This window comes from Pseudomonas purpurea (genome assembly GCF_039908635.1).
Classification (GTDB): domain Bacteria; phylum Pseudomonadota; class Gammaproteobacteria; order Pseudomonadales; family Pseudomonadaceae; genus Aquipseudomonas; species Aquipseudomonas purpurea.
The window spans coordinates 436464-460415 of the sequence record NZ_CP150918.1 but is presented as its reverse complement, the minus strand read 5'-3'; the positions used below and the strand labels follow the sequence as shown (position 1 = coordinate 460415).

The 23952-nt window shown below is 60.5% G+C and carries 23 protein-coding genes and 2 pseudogenes; 19 read left to right on the top strand and 6 right to left on the bottom strand.

Annotated features, from left to right (window positions below; genetic code table 11):
- Positions 1-62: 62 nt before the first annotated feature.
- From argS to AABM54_RS02045, 9 genes and pseudogenes are all read left to right on the top strand, one after another.
- Positions 63-1799: an arginine--tRNA ligase gene (gene argS, locus AABM54_RS02085; RefSeq protein ID WP_347903396.1), complete on the top strand. Its 1737-nt coding sequence runs from the start codon at positions 63-65 to the stop codon at positions 1797-1799.
- 1 nt (position 1800) lies between these two features.
- A pseudogene (locus AABM54_RS02080) lies at positions 1801-2503 on the top strand (SPOR domain-containing protein).
- A 309-nt stretch (positions 2504-2812) separates the two neighbouring features.
- Positions 2813-3343: an ATP-dependent protease subunit HslV gene (gene hslV / locus AABM54_RS02075; protein ID WP_347903394.1), complete on the top strand. Its 531-nt coding sequence runs from the start codon at positions 2813-2815 to the stop codon at positions 3341-3343.
- Between the two features lie 57 nt (positions 3344-3400).
- Positions 3401-4738: an ATP-dependent protease ATPase subunit HslU gene (gene hslU / locus AABM54_RS02070; RefSeq protein WP_347903393.1), complete on the top strand. Its 1338-nt coding sequence runs from the start codon at positions 3401-3403 to the stop codon at positions 4736-4738.
- Positions 4739-4943: 205 nt separating this feature from the next.
- Positions 4944-5324, top strand: coding sequence for a DUF971 domain-containing protein (locus tag AABM54_RS02065; protein WP_347903391.1), 381 nt, complete (start codon positions 4944-4946; stop codon positions 5322-5324).
- A 256-nt stretch (positions 5325-5580) separates the two neighbouring features.
- Positions 5581-7260 (top strand): class II poly(R)-hydroxyalkanoic acid synthase, encoded by a 1680-nt coding sequence (gene phaC, locus AABM54_RS02060; protein WP_347903390.1) that lies wholly within the window; start codon positions 5581-5583, stop codon positions 7258-7260.
- Positions 7261-7399: 139 nt separating this feature from the next.
- The gene (gene phaZ / locus AABM54_RS02055; RefSeq protein ID WP_347903389.1) at positions 7400-8257 is read left to right on the top strand and encodes a poly(3-hydroxyalkanoate) depolymerase; all 858 of its coding nucleotides are present in this window, start codon (positions 7400-7402) and stop codon (positions 8255-8257) included.
- A gap of 109 nt (positions 8258-8366) precedes the next feature.
- Positions 8367-10049 (top strand): class II poly(R)-hydroxyalkanoic acid synthase, encoded by a 1683-nt coding sequence (gene phaC / locus AABM54_RS02050; protein ID WP_347903387.1) that lies wholly within the window; start codon positions 8367-8369, stop codon positions 10047-10049.
- A gap of 60 nt (positions 10050-10109) precedes the next feature.
- Positions 10110-10730 carry a TetR/AcrR family transcriptional regulator gene (locus AABM54_RS02045; protein WP_347903386.1) on the top strand — a complete coding sequence of 207 codons (621 nt, stop codon included), beginning with the start codon at positions 10110-10112 and terminating at the stop codon, positions 10728-10730.
- Positions 10731-10826: 96 nt separating this feature from the next.
- Here AABM54_RS02045 and AABM54_RS02040 read toward each other — a convergent pair.
- From AABM54_RS02040 to AABM54_RS02030, 3 genes and pseudogenes are all read right to left on the bottom strand, one after another.
- Positions 10827-11583 (bottom strand): annotated as a pseudogene (locus AABM54_RS02040) (phasin family protein).
- Between the two features lie 10 nt (positions 11584-11593).
- Positions 11594-12016 carry a phasin family protein gene (locus tag AABM54_RS02035; RefSeq protein WP_347903385.1) on the bottom strand — a complete coding sequence of 141 codons (423 nt, stop codon included), beginning with the start codon at positions 12014-12016 and terminating at the stop codon, positions 11594-11596.
- A 277-nt stretch (positions 12017-12293) separates the two neighbouring features.
- Complete coding sequence (locus tag AABM54_RS02030) at positions 12294-12569, bottom strand: polyhydroxyalkanoic acid system family protein (protein WP_347903383.1); 276 nt, start codon at positions 12567-12569, stop codon at positions 12294-12296.
- Between the two features lie 155 nt (positions 12570-12724).
- Between AABM54_RS02030 and ubiE the strand changes: the two genes are divergently transcribed.
- The 10 genes from ubiE (at position 12725) to AABM54_RS01980 (ending at position 20926) form a co-directional block, all read left to right on the top strand.
- Positions 12725-13495: a bifunctional demethylmenaquinone methyltransferase/2-methoxy-6-polyprenyl-1,4-benzoquinol methylase UbiE gene (gene ubiE, locus AABM54_RS02025; RefSeq protein WP_095078001.1), complete on the top strand. Its 771-nt coding sequence runs from the start codon at positions 12725-12727 to the stop codon at positions 13493-13495.
- Positions 13495-14118, top strand: coding sequence for an SCP2 domain-containing protein (locus tag AABM54_RS02020; protein WP_347903381.1), 624 nt, complete (start codon positions 13495-13497; stop codon positions 14116-14118). Before ubiE ends, AABM54_RS02020 begins: the two co-directional genes overlap by 1 nt.
- Positions 14115-15719, top strand: coding sequence for a ubiquinone biosynthesis regulatory protein kinase UbiB (gene ubiB / locus AABM54_RS02015; RefSeq protein ID WP_347903379.1), 1605 nt, complete (start codon positions 14115-14117; stop codon positions 15717-15719). Before AABM54_RS02020 ends, ubiB begins: the two co-directional genes overlap by 4 nt.
- 81 nt (positions 15720-15800) lie before the next feature.
- Positions 15801-16187 (top strand): phosphoribosyl-AMP cyclohydrolase, encoded by a 387-nt coding sequence (gene hisI / locus AABM54_RS02010; protein ID WP_347903377.1) that lies wholly within the window; start codon positions 15801-15803, stop codon positions 16185-16187.
- 2 nt (positions 16188-16189) lie between these two features.
- On the top strand, positions 16190-16522 hold the full coding sequence (locus tag AABM54_RS02005) for a phosphoribosyl-ATP diphosphatase (protein WP_347903375.1): 333 nt from the start codon (positions 16190-16192) through the stop codon (positions 16520-16522).
- A gap of 24 nt (positions 16523-16546) precedes the next feature.
- A complete protein-coding gene (locus tag AABM54_RS02000; RefSeq protein ID WP_347903374.1) occupies positions 16547-16819 on the top strand; it encodes a twin-arginine translocase TatA/TatE family subunit in 273 nt (90 codons plus the stop codon).
- Between the two features lie 10 nt (positions 16820-16829).
- Positions 16830-17276: a Sec-independent protein translocase protein TatB gene (tatB, locus tag AABM54_RS01995; protein ID WP_347903372.1), complete on the top strand. Its 447-nt coding sequence runs from the start codon at positions 16830-16832 to the stop codon at positions 17274-17276.
- Entirely contained in the window at positions 17273-18067 is a 795-nt protein-coding gene (tatC, locus tag AABM54_RS01990; RefSeq protein WP_347903371.1) for a twin-arginine translocase subunit TatC, read from the top strand. The genes tatB and tatC overlap by 4 nt, the downstream gene beginning before the upstream one ends.
- Complete coding sequence (locus AABM54_RS01985; RefSeq protein WP_347903370.1) at positions 18064-18771, top strand: 16S rRNA (uracil(1498)-N(3))-methyltransferase; 708 nt, start codon at positions 18064-18066, stop codon at positions 18769-18771. The genes tatC and AABM54_RS01985 overlap by 4 nt, the downstream gene beginning before the upstream one ends.
- Positions 18772-19009: 238 nt before the next feature.
- On the top strand, positions 19010-20926 hold the full coding sequence (locus AABM54_RS01980; protein ID WP_347903369.1) for a methyl-accepting chemotaxis protein: 1917 nt from the start codon (positions 19010-19012) through the stop codon (positions 20924-20926).
- A gap of 308 nt (positions 20927-21234) precedes the next feature.
- Here AABM54_RS01980 and AABM54_RS01975 read toward each other — a convergent pair whose 3' ends face one another.
- The 3 genes from AABM54_RS01975 to AABM54_RS01965 form a co-directional block, all read right to left on the bottom strand.
- A complete protein-coding gene (locus AABM54_RS01975; protein WP_347903368.1) occupies positions 21235-21969 on the bottom strand; it encodes an amino acid ABC transporter ATP-binding protein in 735 nt (244 codons plus the stop codon).
- Positions 21962-22921, bottom strand: a complete 960-nt coding sequence (locus AABM54_RS01970; RefSeq protein ID WP_347903367.1) for an amino acid ABC transporter permease — start codon at positions 22919-22921, stop codon at positions 21962-21964. The genes AABM54_RS01975 and AABM54_RS01970 overlap by 8 nt, the downstream gene beginning before the upstream one ends.
- 164 nt (positions 22922-23085) lie before the next feature.
- Positions 23086-23883 (bottom strand): transporter substrate-binding domain-containing protein, encoded by a 798-nt coding sequence (locus AABM54_RS01965; RefSeq protein WP_347903365.1) that lies wholly within the window; start codon positions 23881-23883, stop codon positions 23086-23088.
- Positions 23884-23952 lie beyond the last annotated feature (69 nt).

Sequence of the window (23952 nt, the reverse complement as noted above, 5' to 3'; positions counted from 1 at the left end):
AATGCCCAGTTTTTCCACCTGCGCATCCATGCGCCGCCGCTCTGCGGTTGAAAGAGAAGACCATGAAAGACACCATTCGCCAGTTGATCCAGCAAGCCCTCACCCAACTCGTTACCGACGGTGTGTTGCCTGAAGGCCTGACGCCGGCGATTCAGGTGGAGAACTCCCGCGACAAGACGCACGGTGACTTCGCCAGCAACATTGCCATGATGCTGGCCAAACCTGCCGGCCTGAAACCCCGCGACCTGGCGGAAAAAATCATCGCCGCGCTGCCTGCCGACGAAAACGTCACCAAGACCGAAATCGCCGGGCCGGGCTTTCTCAATTTCTTCCAGAACACCCAGGCCCTGGCCTCGCGCCTGGACGCCGCCCTGGCCGACTCCCGCATCGGCGTGCGCAAGGCCGGCCCGGTGCAGCGCACCGTGATCGACCTGTCGGCCCCGAACCTGGCCAAAGAGATGCACGTCGGCCACCTGCGTTCGACCATCATCGGTGACGGCGTGGCGCGGGTGCTGGAGTTCCTCGGCGACACCGTGATCCGTCAGAACCACGTGGGCGACTGGGGCACCCAGTTCGGCATGCTGATGGCCTACCTGCAAGAAAACCCGATTACCAGCGACGAGCTGTCGGACCTGGAAAACTTCTACCGCGCCGCCAAGCAGCGCTTCGACGAATCCGCAGAATTCGCCGACCGCGCCCGTGGCCTGGTGGTCAAGCTGCAAGCCGGCGACCCGGATTGCCTGGCGCTGTGGACGAAGTTCAAGGACATCTCCCTGTCCCACTGCCAGAAAATCTACGAACTGCTGAACGTCAAACTGACCATGGCCGACGTCATGGGCGAAAGTGCCTACAACGACGACCTGATCAACGTGGTCAACGACCTCAAGGCCAAGGGCATGCTGGTCGAGAGCAAGGGCGCACAGTGTGTGTTCCTCGATGAGTTCAAGACCGCCGACGGCGAGCCGCTGCCCGTGATCATCGTCAAGGCCGATGGCGGCTACCTCTACGCCACCACCGACCTCGCGGCCGTGCGCTACCGCAGCGGCGTGCTGAAGGCTGATCGTGCGCTGTACTTCGTCGACCAGCGTCAGGCCCTGCACTTCCAGCAAGTATTCCAGGTAGCACGCCTGGCTGGTTTCGTGACCCATCCGATGGAAATGGAACACATGGGCTTCGGCACCATGAACGGCCCCGATGGCCGTCCGTTCAAGACCCGTGACGGCGGCACCGTGAAGCTGATCGACTTGCTGACCGAAGCCGAAGAGCGTGCCTACACACTGGTGAAGGAAAAGAACCCTACACTTGCCGAAGCCGAACTGCGCAACATCGGCAAAGTCGTGGGCATTGGCGCGGTGAAATACGCCGACCTGTCCAAGCACCGCACCAGTGACTACAGCTTCAACTTCGACCTGATGCTCAATTTCGAAGGCAACACCGCGCCGTACCTGCTGTACGCCTACACTCGTGTCGCGGGCGTGTTCCGCAAACTCGGCAAAGACTTCAGCGAAGTCGAAGGGCAGATCGTGCTCGACGCCGCTCACGAACAGGAACTGGCAGCCAAACTGGCGCAGTTCGGTGAAGTGCTGAACAACGTGGCCGACAAGGGTACGCCGCACACGCTGTGCACTTACCTGTATGACGTGGCCGGCCTGTTCTCCAGTTTCTACGAGAACTGCCCGATCCTCAGCGCCGAAACACCGGAGCAAATGCAGAGCCGTTTGCGCCTCGCCGCGCTGACTGGCCGCACTCTCAAGCAAGGCCTGGAACTCTTGGGCCTGGAAACTCTGGAGCGTATGTAAGTTGGCTGCCAAGAAAAAACCTGCACCCAAGCGTGGCGCCAGCCGTTACCAAGCTCCTGCAAAGCAACCGATCCCGGGCTGGCTGTGGATGGCCATCGGCCTGACGGTGGGCGCGTTCATCGTATTTTTGATGAAGCTGGAACCGGGCAAGGGCAGCGAGAGCGTCAAGCGCGAAAAAATCGAGCAACAGAAAGCCACCAAGATCGCCGAGGCCAACAAGACCCCGCCGAGCCCGACGCAACCGGTGAAGCCCAAATACGACTTCTACACGTTGCTGCCGGAATCGGAGGTCATCGTGCCACCGGAGGCGGTGCCTGAAAAAACCCTGCCGACGCCGCAGACTGCGCCCGTAGCACCGGTCACGCCGGCCGAAGCGGCGAAGATCGACACCGCCCGCGCCCAGGCAGCCCTGAGCGGCGTCACCCCGCCGCCAGCGCCTCCTGTGGCGAAAGCCGCACCGGTGACCAAGTTCTTCCTGCAGGGCCGGTTCGTTCCGCAAGGAAGCCGATGCCGACAAGGTCCGGGCGCAGATCATTCTGCTGGGCCAGGCGGTATCGGTGGAGTCCGGCACCGTGAAGGACGAGACCTGGTATCGAGTGTTGGTCGGCCCGTTCAGCAACCGCGAACAACTGACCACCGCCCAGAAACAACTGGCTGGCAGCGGTTTCAGCAATCTGTTGTTACAACAACGCCAGAGCCGCTGACCCCTGATGATTGCTCCCTATCTATGGGAGCAATCTGCTTTTGTGGCGAGGGAGCTTGCTCCCGCTGGAGTGCGCAGCGCTCCTAAGATCGGCAACCGCGGCACGCTAGATAAAGCGCATTGGCCGGGTTTACGACTGCTGCGCAGCCGAGCGGGAGCAAGCTCCCTCGCCACAGGCTCTCGCCCTGCCCACAGGTTGTGCAACCCACACCGCTCGTCCCCCGCCGCGCCCTACAGTTGAAAAACGCCTCACCACCCCCATATGAGTTGGCATAAGGCATTTTCGCCCCGCTGCGTGGAGACTCTTCCCTTGACCACCATCGTTTCAGTTCGCCGCCACGGCAAAGTCGTCATGGGCGGCGACGGCCAGGTTTCTCTCGGCAACACCGTGATGAAAGGCAACGCGAAAAAAGTTCGTCGCCTGTACCACGGCGAAGTCATCGCCGGCTTCGCCGGGGCCACGGCTGACGCCTTCACCCTGTTCGAACGTTTCGAAGGCCAGCTCGAGAAACACCAGGGTCACCTGGTCCGCGCTGCCGTCGAACTCGCCAAAGAATGGCGCACCGACCGCTCCCTCAGCCGCCTCGAAGCCATGCTCGCGGTCGCCAACAAAGACGCTTCCCTGATCATCACCGGCAACGGTGACGTGGTTGAGCCCGAAGAAGGCCTGATCGCCATGGGTTCCGGTGGCGGTTACGCACAAGCGGCCGCCAGCGCCCTGTTGAAGAAAACCGATCTGTCGGCCCGGGAAATCGTCGAGACCGCACTCGGCATCGCCGGCGACATCTGTGTATTCACCAACCACAACATCACCATTGAGGAGCAGGACCTCAACGAGTAAGCCTGTGTAGGCCATCACGCCACGGCATTCATTCTTGCTTGAGGACCACCCATTATCATGCCAATGACTCCCCGCGAAATCGTCCATGAACTCAGTCGCCATATCATCGGCCAGGACGATGCCAAGCGCGCCGTCGCCATCGCCCTGCGGAACCGCTGGCGCCGGATGCAGTTGCCTGAAGAGCTGCGCGTTGAAGTAACCCCCAAAAACATCCTGATGATCGGCCCGACCGGTGTCGGCAAGACCGAAATCGCCCGTCGCCTGGCCAAGCTCGCCAACGCGCCGTTCATCAAGGTCGAAGCGACCAAATTCACCGAAGTCGGCTATGTCGGCCGTGACGTCGAATCGATCATCCGTGACCTGGCTGACGCGGCAATCAAACTGCTGCGCGAACAGGAAATGACCAAGGTTCGCCACCGCGCCGAAGACGCCGCCGAAGATCGTATCCTCGACGCACTGCTGCCGCCGGCACGCATGGGCTTCAACAACGACGAAGCCCCCGCCCAGGATTCCAACACCCGCCAACTGTTCCGCAAGCGTCTGCGCGAAGGTCAGCTGGATGACAAGGATATCGAAATCGAAGTCGCCGAAATGGCCGGCGTCGACATCTCCGCGCCACCGGGCATGGAAGAAATGACCAACCAGTTGCAGAACCTGTTCGCCAACATGGGCAAAGGCAAGCGCAAAAACCGCAAGCTCAAGGTCAAGGAAGCGCTCAAACTGGTGCGCGATGAAGAAGCCAGCCGCCTGGTCAACGAGGAAGAACTCAAGGCCAAGGCCCTGGAAGCGGTCGAGCAGCACGGCATCGTGTTCATCGACGAAATCGACAAGGTCGCCAAGCGCGGTAACTCCGGTGGCGTCGACGTCTCCCGCGAGGGTGTCCAGCGCGACCTGCTGCCGCTGATCGAAGGCTGCACCGTCAACACCAAACTGGGCATGGTCAAGACCGACCACATCCTGTTCATCGCCTCCGGCGCGTTCCACCTGAGCAAGCCAAGCGACCTGGTGCCCGAGCTGCAAGGTCGCCTGCCGATTCGTGTCGAGCTCAAGGCCCTCACGCCGCAGGACTTCGAACGCATTCTCAGCGAGCCGCACGCGTCCCTGACCGAGCAGTATCGCGAGCTGCTGAAAACCGAAGGCCTGGCCATCGAGTTCCTGCCTGACGGCATCAAGCGTCTGGCCGAGATCGCCTGGCAGGTCAACGAGAAGACCGAGAACATCGGTGCCCGTCGCCTGCACACCTTGCTTGAGCGCTTGCTCGAAGAAGTGTCGTTCAGCGCCGCCGACCTGGCCAGCGCCCACACCGACCAGCCGATCCGTATCGACGCCGATTACGTCAACAGCCACCTCGGCGAATTGGCGCAGAACGAAGACCTGTCCCGTTATATCCTGTAGGTCATATTCTGTGTGAGCGGGCTTCTGTGGCGAGGGAGCTTGCTCCCGCTGGGTCGCGAAGCGGCCCCAAAATCGGCGAATGCGGTTTATCAGCAAGACCGCATTCGTCGGATTTACGGCTGCTGCGCAGCCGAGCGGGAGCAAGCCCCCTCGCCACAGGATCACCCGCCTACACAGGGCCTCATTAAGACGGACGACCGGCCCCATGACCACCCAAATCCCCACCGACATCAAACTGCACAAAGCCTCGAAAACCCTGACGCTCAAGTACGCGTCCGGCGAGGAATATCACCTGAGCGCCGAGTTCCTTCGCGTGCACTCTCCTTCCGCCGAGGTCCAGGGCCACGGCAAACCCATCCTGCAATTTGGCAAGATCGGCGTAGGCCTGAACAAGGTCGAGCCGGCCGGTCAGTACGCACTGAAATTGACCTTCGACGACGGCCACGACAGCGGCCTGTTCACCTGGGAATACCTCTACCAGTTGGCGCGACGTTATGACGCACTCTGGAGCGATTATCTTGCCGAGCTCAAAGCGGCCGGAAAATCCCGCGATCCGAACGAGTCTGTCGTCAAGCTGATGCTCTAGCTCAAGCCTCACGCCTTTTAGAGGGCATTTTCTAATTTCATCTGTTTGAATGCTCCGCTGCGGTGCCGAGGATCGGCCTGCTTGCGAAAAAAATTAAACTCGGGTAACCAATGGAGCTGGCAAGTTCCCTGCAGTGCTCTGTGTATCAAAAAGCAGCTATGCAGAATCAACGGTCACCCGAGCAGTAGTACCTGGCATTTGCTGTGTGACTACACAGCAGGTCCGGTACTCGTCTCAGGACAATGGAGCGTCGTAGATGAGTAACAAGAACAACGATGACCTGAAACGCCAAGCCTCGGAAAACACCCTGGGGCTTAATCCAGTTATCGGCTTGCGCAGAAAGGATCTGCTGGGCTCTGCTCGAATGGTGCTAACCCAGGCCATCAAACAACCCATTCACAGCGTCAAGCATGTCGCGCATTTCGGCCTGGAGCTCAAGAATGTGCTGCTCGGAAAATCCGAGCTGCAACCCCAGGGCGACGATCGTCGTTTCAGCGATCCGGCCTGGAGCCAGAACCCGCTCTATAAACGTTATCTGCAAACCTACCTGGCATGGCGCAAGGAACTCCACGACTGGATCGGTGAGAGCAACCTCTCGGCCCAGGACATCAGCCGCGGACACTTCGTGATCAACCTGATGACCGAAGCCATGGCCCCGACCAACACGGCGGCCAACCCGGCAGCGGTCAAACGCTTCTTCGAGACCGGCGGCAAAAGCCTGCTCGACGGCCTCTCCCATCTGGCCAAGGACATCGTGCACAACGGCGGCATGCCGAGCCAGGTCAACATGGGCGCGTTCGAAGTCGGCAAGAGCCTGGGCGTCACCGAAGGCGCCGTGGTGTTTCGCAACGACGTGCTGGAACTGATCCAGTACCGGCCAATCACCGAACAAGTGTATGAGCGCCCGTTGCTGGTCGTACCGCCCCAGATCAACAAATTCTACGTATTCGACCTGAGCCCGGACAAAAGCCTGGCGCGTTTCTGCCTGCGCGGTAACGTGCAGACGTTCATTGTCAGCTGGCGAAACCCGACCAAGGCACAACGCGAATGGGGCCTGTCGACCTACATCGAAGCGCTCAAGGAAGCGGTGGATGTGGTCACGGCGATCACCGGCAGCAAAGATGTGAACATGCTCGGTGCCTGCTCTGGTGGCATCACCTGCACCGCGCTGCTGGGCCACTACGCAGCCCTTGGCGAGAACAAGGTCAACGCCCTGACCCTGCTGGTGAGTGTGCTCGACACCACCCTGGACAGTGACGTGGCGTTGTTTGTCGACGAGCAAACCCTGGAAGCCGCCAAGCGCCATTCCTATCAGGCGGGCGTACTGGAAGGCCGCGACATGGCGAAAGTCTTCGCCTGGATGCGCCCCAACGACCTGATCTGGAACTACTGGGTCAACAACTACCTGCTGGGCAACGAGCCACCGGTGTTCGACATCCTGTTCTGGAACAACGACACCACACGACTGCCCGCCGCGTTCCACGGCGACCTGATCGAAATGTTCAAAAGTAACCCGCTGGTCCGCCCGAATGCACTGGAAGTGTGCGGCACGCCAATCGACCTCAAGCAGGTCACCGCCGACATCTTTTCCCTGGCCGGCACCAACGACCACATCACACCCTGGAAGTCCTGCTACAAGTCGGCGCAACTGTTCGGTGGCAAAGTCGAATTCGTGCTGTCCAGCAGCGGCCATATCCAGAGCATTCTGAACCCGCCGGGCAACCCGAAGTCACGCTACATGACCAGCACCGAGATGCCGGCCAAGGCAGACGACTGGCAGGAAAACTCGACCAAACACACCGACTCCTGGTGGCTGCACTGGCAGGCCTGGCAGGCCGAGCGCTCGGGTAAACTGAAAAAGGCCCCGGCCGTCCTTGGCAACAAGACCTATGTCTCAGGCGAAGCGGCACCCGGCACTTATGTGCATGAGCGGTAACTGACACCTGTGGGAGCGGGCTTGCTCGCGAAAGCGGTCTGACAGTCAATGAATGTGTTGGATGTTATGGCCCCTTCGCGAGCAAGCCCGCTCCCACAGTAAAGATGAGATAGCGATACCACCCCACAGGGCCTGAAGCATGCCGCAACCGTTCGTATTTCGTACCATCGACCTGGATGGCCAAACCATCCGAACCGCGGTACGCCCCGGCAAGCCTCACTTGACGCCCTTGCTGATTTTCAACGGCATCGGCGCCAACCTGGAGCTGGTGTTTCCGTTCGTCCAGGCGCTGGACCCGGACCTGGAAGTGATCGCCTTCGACGTGCCCGGGGTCGGCGGTTCGTCCACGCCCAGTCACCCGTATCGCTTTCCCGGCCTGGCAAAACTGACCGCGCGAATGCTCGACTACCTCGACTATGGCCGAGTCAACGTGGTGGGTGTTTCGTGGGGCGGCGCGCTGGCCCAGCAGTTCGCCTACGACTACCCCGAACGTTGCAAAAAACTGGTGCTTGCTGCCACGGCCGCTGGCACGGTGATGGTGCCGGGCAAGCCGAAAGTGCTGTGGATGATGGCCAGTCCGCGGCGCTACATTCAGCCCTCCCACGTGATTCGCATTGCACCGATGATCTACGGCGGCTCCTTTCGCCGCGACCCGACTCTGGCCGCCGAACACGCCAGCAAGGTTCGTTCGGCAGGCAAACTCGGTTACTACTGGCAGCTGTTCGCAGGCCTTGGCTGGACCAGTATTCACTGGCTGCACAAAATCCATCAACCGACCCTGGTACTGGCTGGCGACGACGACCCGCTGATCCCCCTGATCAATATGCGCCTGCTTGCCTGGCGAATTCCCAACGCCCAGCTACACATAATCGACGACGGGCATTTGTTTCTGATTACCCGAGCCGAAGCGGTCGCCCCGATCATCATGAGTTTTCTTGAGGAAGAGCGTCAGCGGGCAGTGATGCACCCGCACCCGACACCGTTCGGCAGAACCTGACACCTTGCGCCGGTCGACAGGATCGTTGATTACGCAAGAGAGGCCGGGACCGACTATGTTGTCTGTCTTGGATTGATGTCCTGATGGCTTGACGAAGGAGTGTTGACTCATGCGAGAAAAACCAGCGCCGGGCACCCTGCCTACACCCGCCGCATTCATCAATGCCCAGAGTGCGGTCACCGGCCTGCGCGGCCGGGACCTGCTCTCTACCCTGCGACACGTGGCGGCCCATGGATTGCGTCATCCGGTCCACAGCGCCCGTCACGCCCTGGCCCTCGGCGGCCAGTTGGGTCGCGTACTGCTGGGAGAAACCCTGCACAAACCCAACCCGAACGACAGCCGTTTCGCCGACCCGAGCTGGAGCCAGAATCCGTTTTACCGTCGCGGCTTGCAGGCCTATCTGAGCTGGCAGAAACAAGTCAAAAGCTGGATCGACGAAAGCGCCATGAGCGAGGACGACCGGGCCCGCGCGCACTTCGCCTTCGCCCTGCTCAACGATGCGGTATCGCCGTCCAACACTCTGCTCAACCCGTTGGCCGTCAAGGAGCTGTTCAACTCCGGCGGCCACAGCCTGGTGCGCGGGATCAGCCATTTGGTCGATGACCTGCTGCACAACAACGGCTTGCCGAGCCAGGTCACCAAACATTCCTTTGAGGTCGGAAAAACCGTCGCCACGACAGCCGGTTCGGTGGTGTTTCGCAACGAGCTGCTGGAGCTGATGCAGTACAAGCCGATGAGCGAAAAGCAGTACGCCAAACCGCTTCTGATCGTTCCACCGCAGGTCAACAAGTACTACATCTTCGACCTCAGCCCTTCGAACAGTTTTGTGCAATATGCGCTGAAAAACGGCCTGCAAGTGTTCATGGTCAGCTGGCGCAACCCGGACGTTCGCCACCGCGAATGGGGCCTGTCGAGTTACGTTGAAGCCGCGGAAGAAGCCATGAATGTCTGCCGGGCGATCACCGGCAGCCGCGAGGTCAACCTGATGGGCGCCTGCGCCGGCGGCCTGACCATCGCCGCGCTGCAAGGCCACCTGCAAGCCAAACGGCAACTGCGGCGCATCTCCAGCGCGACCTACCTGGTCAGCCTGCTCGACAGCCAACTCGACAGCCCGGCGACATTGTTTGCCGACGAACAAACCCTCGAAGCCGCCAAGCGTCGCTCCTACCAGCAAGGTGTGCTGGACGGTCGCGACATGGCCAAGGTCTTCGCCTGGATGCGCCCCAACGACCTGATCTGGAACTACTGGGTCAACAACTACCTGCTGGGCAAGGAGCCACCGGCCTTCGACATCCTTTACTGGAACAACGACAACACCCGGCTGCCGGCGGCGTTTCATGGCGACCTGCTGGACTTCTTCAAGCACAACCCAATGGGCCACCCTGGCGGACTGGAGGTTTGCGGCACGCCCATCGACTTACAGAAAGTCACCGTGGACAGCTTCAGCGTGGCCGGCATCAACGACCACATCACTCCGTGGGACGCGGTCTACCGTTCGACCCTGCTGCTAGGCGGCGAGCGGCGCTTCGTGCTGTCCAACAGCGGCCACGTGCAGAGCATCCTCAACCCGCCGAGCAACCCCAAGGCCAACTACATCGACAACCCGAAACTAACCAGCGACCCACGGGCCTGGTACTACGACGGCAAGCATGTGGACGGCAGTTGGTGGCCCCAATGGCTGGGCTGGATCCAGGAGCGTTCGGGCGCCCAGCATGAAACCCTGATGACCCTCGGCAACCAGAACTATCCACCGATGGAGGCGGCGCCAGGCACGTATGTGCGCGTTCGCTGACTTAACTGAGCCACAGCCGGAACCCTGACTGTGGCACGACTTGACCATTAAGAAGACTGGATGAAAACCCGCGACCGGATCCTCGAATGTGCACTGCTGTTGTTCAACCAGAAAGGTGAACCGAACGTCTCCACCATGGAAGTGGCCAATGAGATGGGGATCAGCCCCGGCAACCTGTATTACCACTTCCACGGCAAGGAACCGCTGATTCTCGGTCTGTTCGAACGTTTCCAGAATGAACTGACCCCGTTGCTCGATCCGCCCGCCGATGTGCAACTGGCCCCGGAAGACTACTGGCTGTTTCTGCACCTGATCGTCGAACGTCTGGCGCATTACCGCTTTCTGTTCCAGGACCTGTCGAACCTGGCCGGGCGCCTGCCCAAACTGGCCAAAGGTATCCGCAACCTGCTCAATGCCTTGAAGCGCACACTGGCCTCATTGCTGGCGCGGTTAAAGGCTCAAGGGCAATTGGTCAGCGACACCCAGGCACTCGGGCAACTGGTGGAGCAGATCACCATGACCTTGCTGTTTTCATTGGACTACCAGCGAATTCTCGATCGCGAGGGCGAGGTGCGGGTGGTGGTTTACCAGATCATGATGCTGGTGGCGCCGCACTTGCTGCCGCCGACTAAAATCGCGACCGAGCAGTTGGCGTTGCAATACCTGGAAGAGCACGAGTAACCCGATAGGAGCCGTGGTGTTTTCCAACCTGCATTCAGTACGAACAAAAACGCCCGACCTTTGCAGGCCGGGCGTTTTTTACATGTCCCGGGTTGATCAGGACTGACTGGATGGCGTCGATTGAGTCGGCGCAACAGTCGGGGTTACCGCAGGGCTCGGGGGCCGAGGCAGAGTTCGCTGGGCTGACCGGTGCGGCCGCTGCTGCTGCTGCTGCGGGTTTGGCAGCGACAGGTTTCTTGACTGCCGGTTTTTTCGCCGCAGCCGGTTTGGCCGCAGGTTTTGCTGCTGCTTTGGCCGCTACCGGTTTGGCAGCTGCTTTTGCGGCAGGTTTGGCCGCTGCGGTTTTGGCTGCTGGTTTCGCCGCAGCCTTGACCAGCGGTTTGGCCGCTGTTTTTGCTGCTGGCTTGGCCGCTGCGGTTTTGGCCGCAACAGGTGCAACCTTGGCGCCGGTGAGTTTTTCGATCTGTTTGGTCAGGGTATCGACCTTACTGTGCAGTGCCTTGACTTCATTGCGGCTCGGCACGCCCAGACGGGAAATCGCGCTGTTCAGACGCTTGTCGAAAGCCCCTTCCAGCTCATCCCACTTGCCCAGTGCGCGCTCTTTGACGCCACTGATACGCGACTTGGCCGAAGAAGCGGTGTCCTTGGCAGCGTCGACTTTCTTGCCAACTGCGCTCTTGGTGAGCTTTTCGGCTTTCTCGCCATCTTTAACCAATGTATCGAAGAGTTTGCTGCCGTCAGTGTCGATCTTCGAGTACACGCCTAAACCAGCAAGCCAGATCTTGCGGGAGTAGTCTTCGACCTTCCCGATCCACGAGCTGCCTTCTTTTTCAGTATTCTTTTTACCAGCCATCCCGTTCTCCTTAATGTTTACGCGCGACACGTTCGAGCAATGCCGTCAGCTCATCGAGCTTAGCAGAGAGTGTCTCAACGTCATGTTTAGACGGAATACCGATGCGATTCAAGGCACTGGCGACACGCGTATCAAACGCCTTCTCGACCCTGTCGAGTTGCACTTCTACTTTGCCTTTGAAAGTGCTGACTTCACTCTTGGCTTCATCAAGCTGAGTGTTGGCCGCTTCAAGTTGTTCAGTCACAACTTTTTTGCCTTTCTTTTCAACAGTTTGACCAGCCTTGATCAACTCTTGAAAGTATTCGCTGCCTTCATGACCGACCTTGGTGTAGGCCCCAAGGCCAGCCAGCCAGATCTTGCGGGCATACGATTTCACGTCGCCCAGCGTTGTTGTCTGAACATCGCTTTTTTTCTTTAAAAGTACTTTGGCCATGGTTCACCTCACGCGCAGAAGGTTTGAGGAACTGCCCGCGAAAGCGTCGGGCTCAGGCACAAATTAGTGAGAAAAATTAGAAACGGCACCCTAACAACTGACACAAGTTCTTGGGATTGTCCGAGATTTATTGTGGCGAGGGCGCTTGCTCCCGCTCGACTGCGCAGCAGTCGCAAAACAGTCAGCCGGATATCCCTGAGAATATGCGGTGCCGGCTTTGGGGGCGCTTTGCACCCCAGCGGGAGCAAGCTCCCTCACCACAGGTATGAGTGGGGCCTCAAACCAGGGCTTTATCGAGGGCTTTTTCGATTTCCGATTTGATGGTGCCACTCATGGCCGACATCAACAGGCCCAGCTCTACATCGACCTTGATCGAATGGTCGCCCACATGCACCGCACCTTTTACCCCTGGGCGCTTGAGGTTCAGGGTGTCGCCCGACCATTGCGGCTCCAGCCCATACTGCGCAGCCAGTTTCTCGGCCAACTGGTCGGCTTTCTCGCGAGCTGCTTCCTTACCCAGGCCATGGGCACGCTCAACACTAATACGGGCCATTGGATGACTCCTGTTTTATCGGGACTTGCCTCAAACATTCTGACCCGTGCTGCGTCAAAACGTCCCGGCGGTTGCGTATCTTACCTTTAGCCACTCCAAGACAAAGCATGCCTTGGGGATTAGAATGTCGCGCATTCTCTTTTGGTGACAGCGATATGACTGATCAGCGCAAAGGCAGCGATGCCGAACCCACCACTCACTTCGGCTTCAAAAACGTTCCGGAAAGCCAGAAAGCGGAAAAAGTCGCTGAGGTCTTCCATTCGGTAGCCGCCAAGTACGACTTGATGAACGACGTCCTGTCCGGTGGCATGCACCGGTTGTGGAAGCGCTTCACCATTGAGCTGTCGGGCGTGCGTGCCGGCAATCGCGTGCTGGACATCGCGGGTGGCACCGGTGATCTGGCAGCCAAGTTCTCGCACCTGGTAGGCCCGACCGGCCAGGTCGTGCTGGCCGACATCAACGAATCCATGCTCAAGGTCGGTCGTGACCGCCTGCTCGACAAGGGCGTGGCCGGCAACATCGAATTCGTTCAGGCCGACGCTGAAAAGCTGCCGTTCCCGGACAACCATTTCGACTGCGTGACCATCGCCTTCGGCCTGCGCAACGTCACCCACAAGGAAGACGCCCTGCGCTCCATGCTGCGTGTGCTCAAGCCGGGCGGCCGCTTGCTGGTGCTGGAATTCTCCAAGCCGACCAACGCACTGATGTCCAAGGCCTACGACGCCTATTCGTTCGCCTTTATGCCGATGGTCGGCAAGCTGATCCTCAATGACCCGGAAAGCTATCGCTACCTGGCCGAATCGATCCGCATGCACCCGAACCAGGAAACCCTGAAGTCGATGATGGTCGAGGCCGGTTTCGACCGCGTGACCTACCACAACATGACCGCAGGCATCGTCGCCCTGCACCGCGGCATCAAGCCCTGATGCTGCTCGCCGGCCTGCTCGCCAGTGTCGAACTCGGCCTCAACCGGGTGCTGCGTCTCGACAGTACGGCGTTGCCGCGCCTGGCGCACTTGAGCGGCAAGGTCATTGCCGTTGACTGCCGCAGCCCGGCCTTGCAGCTGTTTATCCTGCCCAGCATTGAGGGCCTGATGCTGGCGTCGCAATGGGCCAGCGAGGCCGATTGCACCTTGCGTGCACCTGCCGCAAGCCTGCTGAAGCTGGCCATGAGCAAGGACAAGACCGCGATCCTGCATGGCCCCGAGGTTGAACTCGATGGCGACAGCGGCGTGCTGCTGGAACTGGTGGCGGTCCTTCAGGACCTGGAGCTGGACTGGGAGTACGAACTCTCGCGCTGGCTCGGGCCGGTCGCCACCCAACTGATTGGCGGGCACCTGCGCAGCCGCGCACGCTGGTATCAGCAAGGTTTCGCCAGCCTGAACCAGAACCTTGCCGAATACCTCGCTGAAGAGTCGCGGGCCCTTGTCGGTCAGCACGAAGCCGAAGCGCGGTTCAGCGAACTGGACCAGATCAAACTCGATCTGGAACGTCTTGAGGCGCGCTTCGAGCGTCTTTCCCGATCCCTTGATTCAAGCGATAACGCATGAAGCTGCTTGCCGTCCGCCGTTTGTTGCGCATCCAGCGCGTCGTGATCCGCTACCGCCTCGATGACCTGCTGTTCGCCCTGCCATTGCCGTGGTTCCTGCTGGCATTGCGTTATGCGCTGCCGTGGCGCTGGTTTCCACGCAAAACCCTGGACCTGAGCCGTGGCGCACGCCTGCGCCTGGCCTTGCAGGACCTGGGGCCGATTTTCATCAAGTTCGGCCAGATCCTGTCCACCCGACGCGACCTGCTGCCCGAGGACATCGCCGACGAACTGATGTTGCTGCAGGACCGGGTGCCGCCATTCGATTCGCAGGTGTCGATCAAGCTGATCGAAGAACAGCTGGGCAAGAAGATCAGTGAAGTCTTCAGCCGCTTCGACGTCGAACCGCTGGCCTCGGCCTCAGTGGCCCAGGTTCACGCCGCCCAGCTCAAGACCGGCGAAGAAGTGGTGGTCAAGGTCATCCGCCCGGGCCTGAAGCCGATCATCGCCCAGGACCTGGCGTGGCTGTTCATCCTCGCCCGCACCGCCGAAAAACTCTCCTCGGATGCCCGCCTGCTGCACCCGGTGGACGTGGTCCAGGACTACGAAAAAACCATCTACGACGAACTCGACCTGTTGCGCGAGGCGGCCAACGCCAGCCAGTTGAAGCGCAACTTCGAAGGTTCGCCGCTGCTCTACGTGCCACAGGTCTACTGGGACTGGTGCCGGCCAAAAGTGCTGGTGATGGAGCGCATCTACGGGATTCAGGTCACTGACCTCACAACCCTCGCCGACCAGCGCACCGACATGAAAATGCTCGCCGAGCGCGGCGTGGAGATCTTCTTCACCCAGGTGTTCCGCGACAGCTTCTTCCATGCGGACATGCACCCGGGCAACATTTTCGTCAGCACCGTGAACCCGTGGAGCCCGCAGTACATTGCGATCGACTGCGGGATCGTCGGCAGCCTGACCCCCGAAGACCAGGACTACCTGGCGCGCAACCTGTTTGCGTTCTTCAAGCGTGATTACCGCCGCGTCGCCCAATTGCACATCGATTCGGGCTGGGTGCCGGCGGAAACCAAACTCAATGAATTCGAAGCGGCGATTCGCACGGTTTGCGAGCCGATCTTCGAAAAACCGTTAAAAGATATTTCATTCGGCCAGGTGCTGATGCGCCTGTTCCAGACCGCTCGACGCTTCAACATGGAAGTCCAGCCGCAGCTTGTGCTGTTGCAAAAAACCCTGCTGAACATCGAAGGCCTGGGCCGCCAGTTGTACCCGGACCTGGACCTGTGGAACACCGCCCAGCCGTTCCTTGAACGCTGGATGCGCGAGCGCGTCAGCCCGAAAGCCTTGCTGGGCAACCTGCACAGCCAGTTCGAACAGCTGCCGCACCTGGCCAACATGACCCGCGACCTGCTCGAACGCATGTCCCAACCTCATGCCGCCGATGCGTCACCACCGTGGCACCGGCGCAAGGACGACTGGTTCCTGCGCCTGCTTGGCACCGCGCACCTGGCGGGTGGGACAATATTGCTGGCGGGCGGTCCACTGAGCGAACTGGGCCACTGGCCGGGCGGGATCATGGTGGCCGTGGGCTTGTATCTGGTCGTTCGCCGATAGCCAGCCGGGTTGTCGGCTGGCACACTGTTTCACATCGTCGAGGCTCAACGAGAGCGTTGGGCCCGGTTGTCGGAGTCGAAGATGAAAAACTGGCTGGACGAGATCAAATGGGACGCAGATGGCCTGGTGCCGGCGATTGCCCAGGATCACAAGACCGGGCGCGTGCTGATGATGGCCTGGATGAACCGTGAAGCGTTGGAACTGACAGCTGCCGAGAACCGTGCCATCTATTGGTCACGTTCGCGTGGCAAGCTCTGGCGCAAGGGCGAAGAGTCCGGACACGTGCAAACCCTGCATGAAATGCGCCTGGACTGTGACGCCGATGTGATCATCCTGATGGTCGAACAGATCGGCGACATCGCCTGCCATACCGGCCGTCAAAGCTGCTTCTACCGCGTCTATGAAAACGGCGACTGGAAGACAGTCGACCCGGTACTCAAAGACCCGCACGCCATTTACAAGGACTGAACATGAGCGACACCCTGACACGCCTGGCCCAGGTGCTGGAAGAGCGCAAAGGCGCCGCCGCCGACAGCTCCTACGTCGCCAGCCTGTACCACAAGGGCTTGAACAAGATCCTGGAGAAAGTCGGCGAAGAGTCGGTGGAAACCATCATCGCCGCCAAAGACGCCGCCATCAGCGGAGATTGCAGCGATGTAATCTACGAAACCGCCGACCTGTGGTTCCATAGCATGGTAATGCTCGCCCAACTGGGGCAGCACCCGCAGGCCGTGCTGGATGAACTGGACCGTCGCTTCGGGCTGTCTGGACACGTCGAGAAAGCCTCGCGCCCGTCCGACTGAACCATTTTTAGAGAGGAACGCAACATGGGCATTTTTGACTGGAAACACTGGGTCGTCATCCTGGTCGTCGTGGTACTGGTGTTCGGCACCAAAAAGCTGAAAAACCTCGGCACCGACGTGGGCGAGTCGATCAAGGGCTTTCGCAAAGCCATGAACGACGACGAAAAGCCTGCCGAGCCTGTCGTGCCACCGGCCGCTACGCCGCCCGCACAACCTCAGGCCTCGACCCTGAATGAGCCGCACACGATCGACGTGCAGGCCCAGAAAGTCGAAGAGCCGATCCGCAAAGACTCGTGAGCACAGACTAATGTTCGGTATCAGCTTCTCTGAACTGCTGCTTGTCGGCCTCGTTGCCCTGCTGGTGCTGGGCCCCGAGCGTCTGCCGGGCGCTGCGCGCACCGCCGGCCTGTGGGTCGGGCGCCTGAAGCGCAGCTTCAACGCGATCAAACAGGAAGTTGAACGTGAAATCGGTGCCGACGAGATCCGTCGGCAACTGCACAACGAACACATTCTGTCGCTGGAGCAGGAAGCGCGAAAAATCCTCAACCCGACCCAGGCACAGCCGACACCGGTTGAACCCGTGGTCGAGCAGACGATTCATGCGCCGACACCGGTCGCTGAAGCTGCGCCTGTTGCAGCGACTGCCGAACCCGCCCCTGTTGTTGCCGCGACACCGGTTGAACCTGTTACGCCTGCGGCTGCGCCTGTTGTGCCAGCCCCTCATGACCCAACACTGCCGCCGCGAGCCCCATGAGCGATCTTCCTGAAAACGACCAGCACATGCCGCTGGTTTCGCACCTCACCGAGTTGCGCACCCGCCTGCTGCGCTGTGTAGCGGCGATTTTCATCATCTTCGCCGGGCTGTTTGCCTTCACCCAGCAGATCTACACCTTCGTTTCCACGCCGTTGCGCCAGTACCTGCCGGCCGGCGCGACGATGATCGCCACCGACGTGTCGTCGCCGTTCCTCACGCCGCTGAAGCTGACCATGATGGTGTCGCTGTTCCTGGCGATCCCGGTGATCCTGCACCAGATCTGGGGCTTTATCGCGCCAGGCCTGTACAAGCATGAAAAACGCATCGCCGTGCCGCTGCTGGTGTCTAGCATCGTGCTGTTCTACACCGGGATGGCTTTTGCCTACTTCCTGGTGTTCCCGCTGATCTTCAAGTTCTTCGCCTCCGCCACCCCGGCCGGCGTGGAAATGATGACCGACATCACCAGTTACCTCGACTTCGTGATGACGCTGTTCTTCGCCTTCGGCGTCGCGTTCGAGATCCCGGTGGCCGTGGTGCTGCTGGTGTGGATCGGCGTGGTCAACGTCAGCTACCTGAAGAAAATCCGTCCGTACGTGATCATCGGCTGCTTCGTGGTCGGCATGATCCTGACCCCGCCGGACATCTTCTCGCAGACCCTGCTGGCCGTGCCGATGTGGCTGTTGTTCGAAATCGGCATCCTGTTCAGCAGCCTGATCACCAAACGTGGCGAGCATCCGGACGATCAACCGGCTGACGATCACAACGACCAGCCGCCAGCGACTCAACCGTGAACCTGCTGCTCCTTGAAGAGGCCGATTTCATTGCGGCCGACCGGGTCATCCTGCGCGATCGGCGCCTGACCCATATGCAGGAAGTGCATCGCTCGGCGGTCGGCGACAGCCTGCGGGTCGGGCGGATCGGCGGTTTGATGGGCTCGGCGCAACTGTTGCGCCTTGAACCCCACGAAGCCGAGCTTCAGGTGACCCTCGACCAGCCGCCACCGGCCAAACTGCCGCTGACCCTGGTGCTGGCCCTGCCGCGCCCGAAAATGCTCCGCCGGGTGTTCCAGACCGTTGCCACCATGGGCGTGCCACGGGTGGTGCTGGTGAACAGCTATCGGGTTGAAAAAAGCTTCTGGCAAACACCGTTTCTTGAACCTGCTGCCATTCGCGAACAACTGATCCTTGGCCTTGAACAGGCGCGGGACACCGTCCTGCCCGAGATAGTCATCGAGAAGCGCTTCAAACCCTTCGTCGAAGACCGCCTCCCGGCCCTCGTCGACGGCACGCTCGGCCTGGTCGGCCATCCTGGCAACTACCCGCCCTGCCCCCGAGGCCTGGACGAACCGGTTACCCTGGCCATCGGCCCGGAAGGTGGCTGGATTCCCTACGAGATCGACCTGCTGGCCAAGGCCGGCCTGCAACCGGTGCAACTGGGTGATCGCATCCTGCGGGTCGAAACAGCCGTCACCGCGCTGCTTTCCCGACTGTTCTAACGTCAAACACCGTTCCTGTGGCGAGGGAGCTTGCTCCCGCTTGGGCGCGCAGCGGCCACCGCTCTTCTCCAGTGAAAACGCATCCACCGGTTTCACGACGGCTGCGCCGCCGAACGGGAGCAAGCTCCCTCGCCACAGATGAATACCCACCCAGACATTGCGGCGATCCTACAGATTTCCGGCTGCCTGCCGATACCCTGCCTATAAGTCCAACCCGCGATAACAGGGAGTTCACAGCATGTACCGTTGGTTAGCAGAAAAGCTGGGGAATGTGAGCGTCAACCGTAAACTCGGCGTCGGCTTCGGCCTGGTGCTCCTGCTGACCCTGTTGATCACCGTGAGCGGATGGATGGGCCTGGGCAAAGTGATCGAGCGCGGCGACAAGCTCGGCTACATTTCCACCCTCAACGAGCTGACCAAAGACCTGCGCAACGCGCGTCTGGACTATGAAATGCGCCGTGGCGAGCAAGGCCCGGCGGCGGTCAGCGGCCTGCTCGACAAGCTCGATGCAGGCCTGCAAAGCGCCCTCAAGATGATCGTGCAACCGGCTGATGTAGCGATGCTCAACCAGCAAATCGACGCCGTCGGCGAGTACAAGCACGCGTTCAACGACATGACCCAGGCCACCTCTAACCGCGAGGCCGCACGTGCCAGGCTGGGCGCCACCGCCGACAACGCCGTGGCCCGTGTGGCGGAAGTCGAGAAGTCGGTTCTGCAAGGCGACAGCGTTGCCCAGTTCAACAGCGTGATCGACCTGAGCAAACTGATCCAGCAAGCACGCTTCCAGGTACGCGGCTACACCTACAGCGGCAAGGTCGAAGCCCAGCAACCTGCGCTGGACGCCATCGACGACGCCCTGAAAAACCTCGAAAGCCTGCCGGGCAAACTCCCGGAACAGCACATCGCCAACCTCCAGCAGGCCACCGACTCGCTCATTGGCTACCGCGCAGCCGTCAGCCAGTTCCGTGACTCCCAGGTTGCCAGCGCCGACGCACTCAAGCGCATGTCCGCGCAGGGCGACCACCTGATGGAACTGAGCGACCAACTGACCGCCTCCCAAACCAAGGTGCGTGACGCCGAAGCCGCGCAAGCCAAAAGCACACTGATTCTGGTGACCGCCCTGGCACTGGTGTTTGGCCTGTTCGCCTCCTGGGCCATCACCCGGCAGATCATCATCCCGCTGAACCAGACCCTCAAAGTGGCCGAGCGCATTGCCGCTGGCGACCTGACCCAGAACCTCAACTCGAAACGTCGCGATGAACTCGGCCAGCTGCAACGCGCCATGCAAGGCATGACCGTGGGCCTGCGCGAGCTTATCGGCGGGATCAGCGACGGCGTCACGCAAATCGCCAGCGCAGCCGAAGAGCTGTCCGCCGTGACCGAGCAAACCAGCGCCGGGGTCAACAGCCAAAAGGTCGAGACCGACCAGGTGGCCACCGCCATGCACGAAATGGCCGCCACCGTGCAGGAAGTCGCGCGAAACGCCGAAGAGGCCTCGGAAGCGGCAGTCGCCGCCGACCAGCAGGCTCGCGAAGGTGACAAAGTGGTCGGTGAAGCCATTGCCCAGATCGAACGCCTGGCCACCGAAGTGGGCAACTCCACCGAAGCCATGGGCCACCTCAAGCGCGAAAGCGACAAGATCGGCAGCGTGCTCGACGTGATCAAGTCCGTGGCTCAACAGACCAACCTGCTGGCGCTCAACGCCGCCATCGAAGCGGCCCGGGCCGGTGAAGCCGGTCGCGGTTTCGCGGTGGTGGCCGACGAGGTCCGCAGCCTGGCCCAGCGCACCCAGAAGTCGACCGAAGAAATCGAAGAATTGATCGTCGGCCTGCAAAGCGGCACCCAGCAAGTCGCGACCATCATGGACAACAGCCGCAGCCTGACCGACAGCAGTGTCGAACTGACCCGTCGCGCCGGTGGCTCGCTGACCAACATCACCCGCACCGTGTCGGCGATTCAGTCGATGAACCAACAGATCGCTGCCGCAGCCGAACAGCAAAGCGCCGTGGCCGAAGAGATCAACCGCAGCGTGCTGAACGTACGTGACGTCTCCGAACAGACCTCGGCCGCCAGCGAAGAAACCGCGGCGTCCAGCGTCGAACTGGCGCGGCTGGGCACCCATTTGCAGATGCTGGTGGGCAAGTTCAAGGTTTAGGGCCTGTACGAAAAGTCGCCGAGTGGCGATCAGGCAAGGCAAAAACAGGCGAGGAAGCGGAGTTTACGGGTTGTAAATGAGCATTCCGAGCCTGTTTTTAACGCAGCATGATCGACACGCAGGCAGTTCTCGTACAGAGCCTAGGAAGCACCGCCTATCACTGTGGCGAGGGAGCTTGCTCCCGCTCGGCGGCGAAGCCGTCGTAAATCCGGCTTACTGGATTCGTCTGACAACACTCGATTACATGGTTTTGGGGCCGCTTCGCGGCCCAGCGGGAGCAAGCTCCCTCGCCACAGGGAATTTCAGGGCTACAAAACCTGACGCAAAAACGCCTGCGCCCGCGGGTCCTTCGGTGCGTCGAAAAACTCGGCCGGTGCGGCATCTTCCAGCAACTTGCCGTGATCGAAGAACAGCACCCGGTCCGCCACTTCCCGCGCAAAACCCATTTCGTGGGTGACGCAGACCATGGTCATGCCTTCCACCGCCAGGGTCTTCATGACGTCCAGCACTTCGCCGACCATTTCCGGGTCCAGCGCCGAAGTGGGCTCGTCAAACAGCATGACCTTCGGTTCCATGGCCAGCGCCCGGGCAATCGCCACGCGCTGTTGCTGACCGCCGGAAAGGCGTGACGGAAACTCGTTGGCCTTCTGCGCGATACCAACCTTTTTCAGCAACTCCATGGCCTTGGCCTCGCGCTCTTTCTTGCCGCGCTTGCGCACGACTTTCTGCGCCAGACAGAGGTTCTCCAGCACGGTCATGTGCGGAAACAGGTTGAAATGCTGGAACACCATGCCGACTTCCCGCCGATAGGCATTCACGTCGGTTTTCGGGTCGGCCAGTTGCAAACCGTCAATGCTCACCGAGCCGGAATCGAATGCCTCCAGGCCATTGAGGCAGCGCAGGAAGGTCGACTTGCCGGAACCCGAAGGGCCGATCACCACCAGCACTTCGCCCTTGGCGACCTGGGTGGTGACGTTATCCACCGCGCGAACCACCTGGCCACGGGTGTCGAAGACTTTTATCAGATCGCGGACTTCAATCACTTTGCGCGAGCCTCCGCTCAAGCCGGCTGGCGATTTTCGACAGCGGCAGGTTGATCAACAGGTACAGGCCTGCCACGCAGAACAGGATTTCAAACGGCGAAAACGAGGTGGTGATGACTTCCCGGCCGCTTTTGAGCAGCTCGGTGATAGCAATCACCGACACCAGCGAGGTGTCTTTCACCAGGCTGATAAATTGCCCCGCCAGCGGCGGCAGCACACGCTTGAACGCCTGCGGCAATACCACGTGACGCATCGACTGGCTGGCATTCAGGCCCAACGAACGGGCGGCCTCGTTCTGCCCACGGGCAATCGACTGCACACCGGAACGAATGATCTCCGCCACGTAGGCGCCAGTGAACAGCGACAGCGCGGCGATCCCGGCGAACTCGCGGGACAGGTTGAGCACCGTGCCGATGAAGAAGTAGAAAATGAAGATCTGCACCAGCAGCGGCGTACCGCGCACCAGCTCGATGTACACAATCGACAGGTCGCGCAGGGTCGGGTTGTTCGACAGCCGGCACAGGCCGGTTGCCAGCCCGATCAGCAGACCGAGCACACCCGACACCACCGACAGCCACAAGGTTGTCCACAGCCCCCACATCAATGGACCTGCGGCCCAATGCCGGGTCACGCCGACCACGTCGCCTTCGGCCACATCATCGCCTTGAGCCACTTGCAGGCTATTGTCGTCGACGGTCAGGTGCTGCTCGTCTCCCGCGTCGTTGCGCAGGGTTACTTGCGCCTTGTCGCCTTTGCGTACCAGTTCGCTGACTGTAGAAATGTCCGCTGCGCGCTGGGTTTCTTCGGCCTGATAGGCGAAGTACTGCGGCACGCGGTTCCAGCGCCATTCGTAAGACATCAGCGAGGTGGCGTAATACAACGCGCCAGCCAGGCCGACCAGCACCAGCACGGTCAAGACGTGCCAGGGCCATTGGGCTTTTTTATGTTTCATCTGTCAGCAGATTCCGAAATTTGTGTCGCCAGGGAGGGCCTCATCGCGAGCAAGCTCGCTCCCACAGTTGACCGAGTCGTTTGCAAGTACGTGGTCCAATGTGGGAGCGAGCTTGCTCGCGATGGCAGCGGCGCGGATCAACTGACACCCCGCCGTTAAAGGTGTTACTCCATGTCCTTCTGCCAAGCGGTGTCTTTGAACCACTTGTCATGGATGCGATCGTAGGTGCCGTCTTCGTGGATCTGGTGCAGGAAGTTGTTGATGAAGTTGATGCTGTCGTAATCACCCTTCTTCAGACCAAAAGCCAGCGGCTCGTAGGTGAACGGCTTGTCGAGGAACACCAGTTTGCCGTTGCCGACCTTGTTCACCGCCACAACGTTGTACGGCGCGTCATAGATGAAGGCATCAGCCTTGCCATTGACCACGTCGAGCACGGCTTCCTGCTCGTTATCGTAACCGTGGTATTTGGCTTTGGAGATCAGCTTCCTGGCAACCATCTCGCCGGTGGTGCCCAGCTTGGAGGTGATGCGGTACTCGGCGGTGTTCAGGTCTTTGTAGGACTTGATGGTGCCTTCCAGCTCCTTGCGGATCAGCAGGGTCTGACCGACCACGATGAAGGGTTCGCTGAAGTTCAGGCGCAGGTTGCGTTCCTGGGTCAGGGTCATGCCGCTGCCGATCATGTCGAACTTGTCGGTCAGCAGGGCCGGGATGATGCCGTCGTAGCCGGTGGAAATCATCTCCAGCTTGACGCCCATGGCCTTGGCCATGGCTTTGAGAATGTCGACTTCGAAGCCGATGATCTCGCCGCGCTTGTTGGTCATCTCAAACGGCATGTAGGTCGGGTCCATGCCGACTTTGAGCGTACCGCGCTTGACCGCGTCGTCGATGGCGCCAGCCTGCGCCGCGTTGACCGCCACGCATGCCGTGACGCCGAGCAGCAGCATCGAGAGATACTTCTTCATCATCCAGTCCCCAACCTTATTTTATTGTGAGGCGAGCAAAATGCCGGTTTGCCTTGGAAAACCGACAGA

What these genes read in the sequence shown, in the direction of transcription:
- ubiE (WP_095078001.1), top strand. Translation starts at nt 12,725, where the DNA reads ATGACTGATCAGCGCAAAGGCAGCGATGCCGAACCCACCACTCACTTC.
- AABM54_RS02065 (WP_347903391.1), top strand. Translation starts at nt 4,944, where the DNA reads ATGACCACCCAAATCCCCACCGACATCAAACTGCACAAAGCCTCGAAA.
- AABM54_RS01980 (WP_347903369.1), top strand. Translation starts at nt 19,010, where the DNA reads ATGTACCGTTGGTTAGCAGAAAAGCTGGGGAATGTGAGCGTCAACCGT.
- phaC (WP_347903387.1), top strand. Translation starts at nt 8,367, where the DNA reads ATGCGAGAAAAACCAGCGCCGGGCACCCTGCCTACACCCGCCGCATTC.
- phaZ (WP_347903389.1), top strand. Translation starts at nt 7,400, where the DNA reads ATGCCGCAACCGTTCGTATTTCGTACCATCGACCTGGATGGCCAAACC.
- argS (WP_347903396.1), top strand. Translation starts at nt 63, where the DNA reads ATGAAAGACACCATTCGCCAGTTGATCCAGCAAGCCCTCACCCAACTC.
- AABM54_RS01970 (WP_347903367.1), bottom strand. Translation starts at nt 22,921, where the DNA reads ATGAAACATAAAAAAGCCCAATGGCCCTGGCACGTCTTGACCGTGCTG.
- tatC (WP_347903371.1), top strand. Translation starts at nt 17,273, where the DNA reads ATGAGCGATCTTCCTGAAAACGACCAGCACATGCCGCTGGTTTCGCAC.
- AABM54_RS02045 (WP_347903386.1), top strand. Translation starts at nt 10,110, where the DNA reads ATGAAAACCCGCGACCGGATCCTCGAATGTGCACTGCTGTTGTTCAAC.
- AABM54_RS02030 (WP_347903383.1), bottom strand. Translation starts at nt 12,569, where the DNA reads ATGGCCCGTATTAGTGTTGAGCGTGCCCATGGCCTGGGTAAGGAAGCA.
- hslU (WP_347903393.1), top strand. Translation starts at nt 3,401, where the DNA reads ATGCCAATGACTCCCCGCGAAATCGTCCATGAACTCAGTCGCCATATC.
- AABM54_RS02020 (WP_347903381.1), top strand. Translation starts at nt 13,495, where the DNA reads ATGCTGCTCGCCGGCCTGCTCGCCAGTGTCGAACTCGGCCTCAACCGG.
- ubiB (WP_347903379.1), top strand. Translation starts at nt 14,115, where the DNA reads ATGAAGCTGCTTGCCGTCCGCCGTTTGTTGCGCATCCAGCGCGTCGTG.
- AABM54_RS02035 (WP_347903385.1), bottom strand. Translation starts at nt 12,016, where the DNA reads ATGGCCAAAGTACTTTTAAAGAAAAAAAGCGATGTTCAGACAACAACG.
- AABM54_RS02000 (WP_347903374.1), top strand. Translation starts at nt 16,547, where the DNA reads ATGGGCATTTTTGACTGGAAACACTGGGTCGTCATCCTGGTCGTCGTG.
- tatB (WP_347903372.1), top strand. Translation starts at nt 16,830, where the DNA reads ATGTTCGGTATCAGCTTCTCTGAACTGCTGCTTGTCGGCCTCGTTGCC.
- AABM54_RS01965 (WP_347903365.1), bottom strand. Translation starts at nt 23,883, where the DNA reads ATGAAGAAGTATCTCTCGATGCTGCTGCTCGGCGTCACGGCATGCGTG.
- hisI (WP_347903377.1), top strand. Translation starts at nt 15,801, where the DNA reads ATGAAAAACTGGCTGGACGAGATCAAATGGGACGCAGATGGCCTGGTG.
- phaC (WP_347903390.1), top strand. Translation starts at nt 5,581, where the DNA reads ATGAGTAACAAGAACAACGATGACCTGAAACGCCAAGCCTCGGAAAAC.
- AABM54_RS02005 (WP_347903375.1), top strand. Translation starts at nt 16,190, where the DNA reads ATGAGCGACACCCTGACACGCCTGGCCCAGGTGCTGGAAGAGCGCAAA.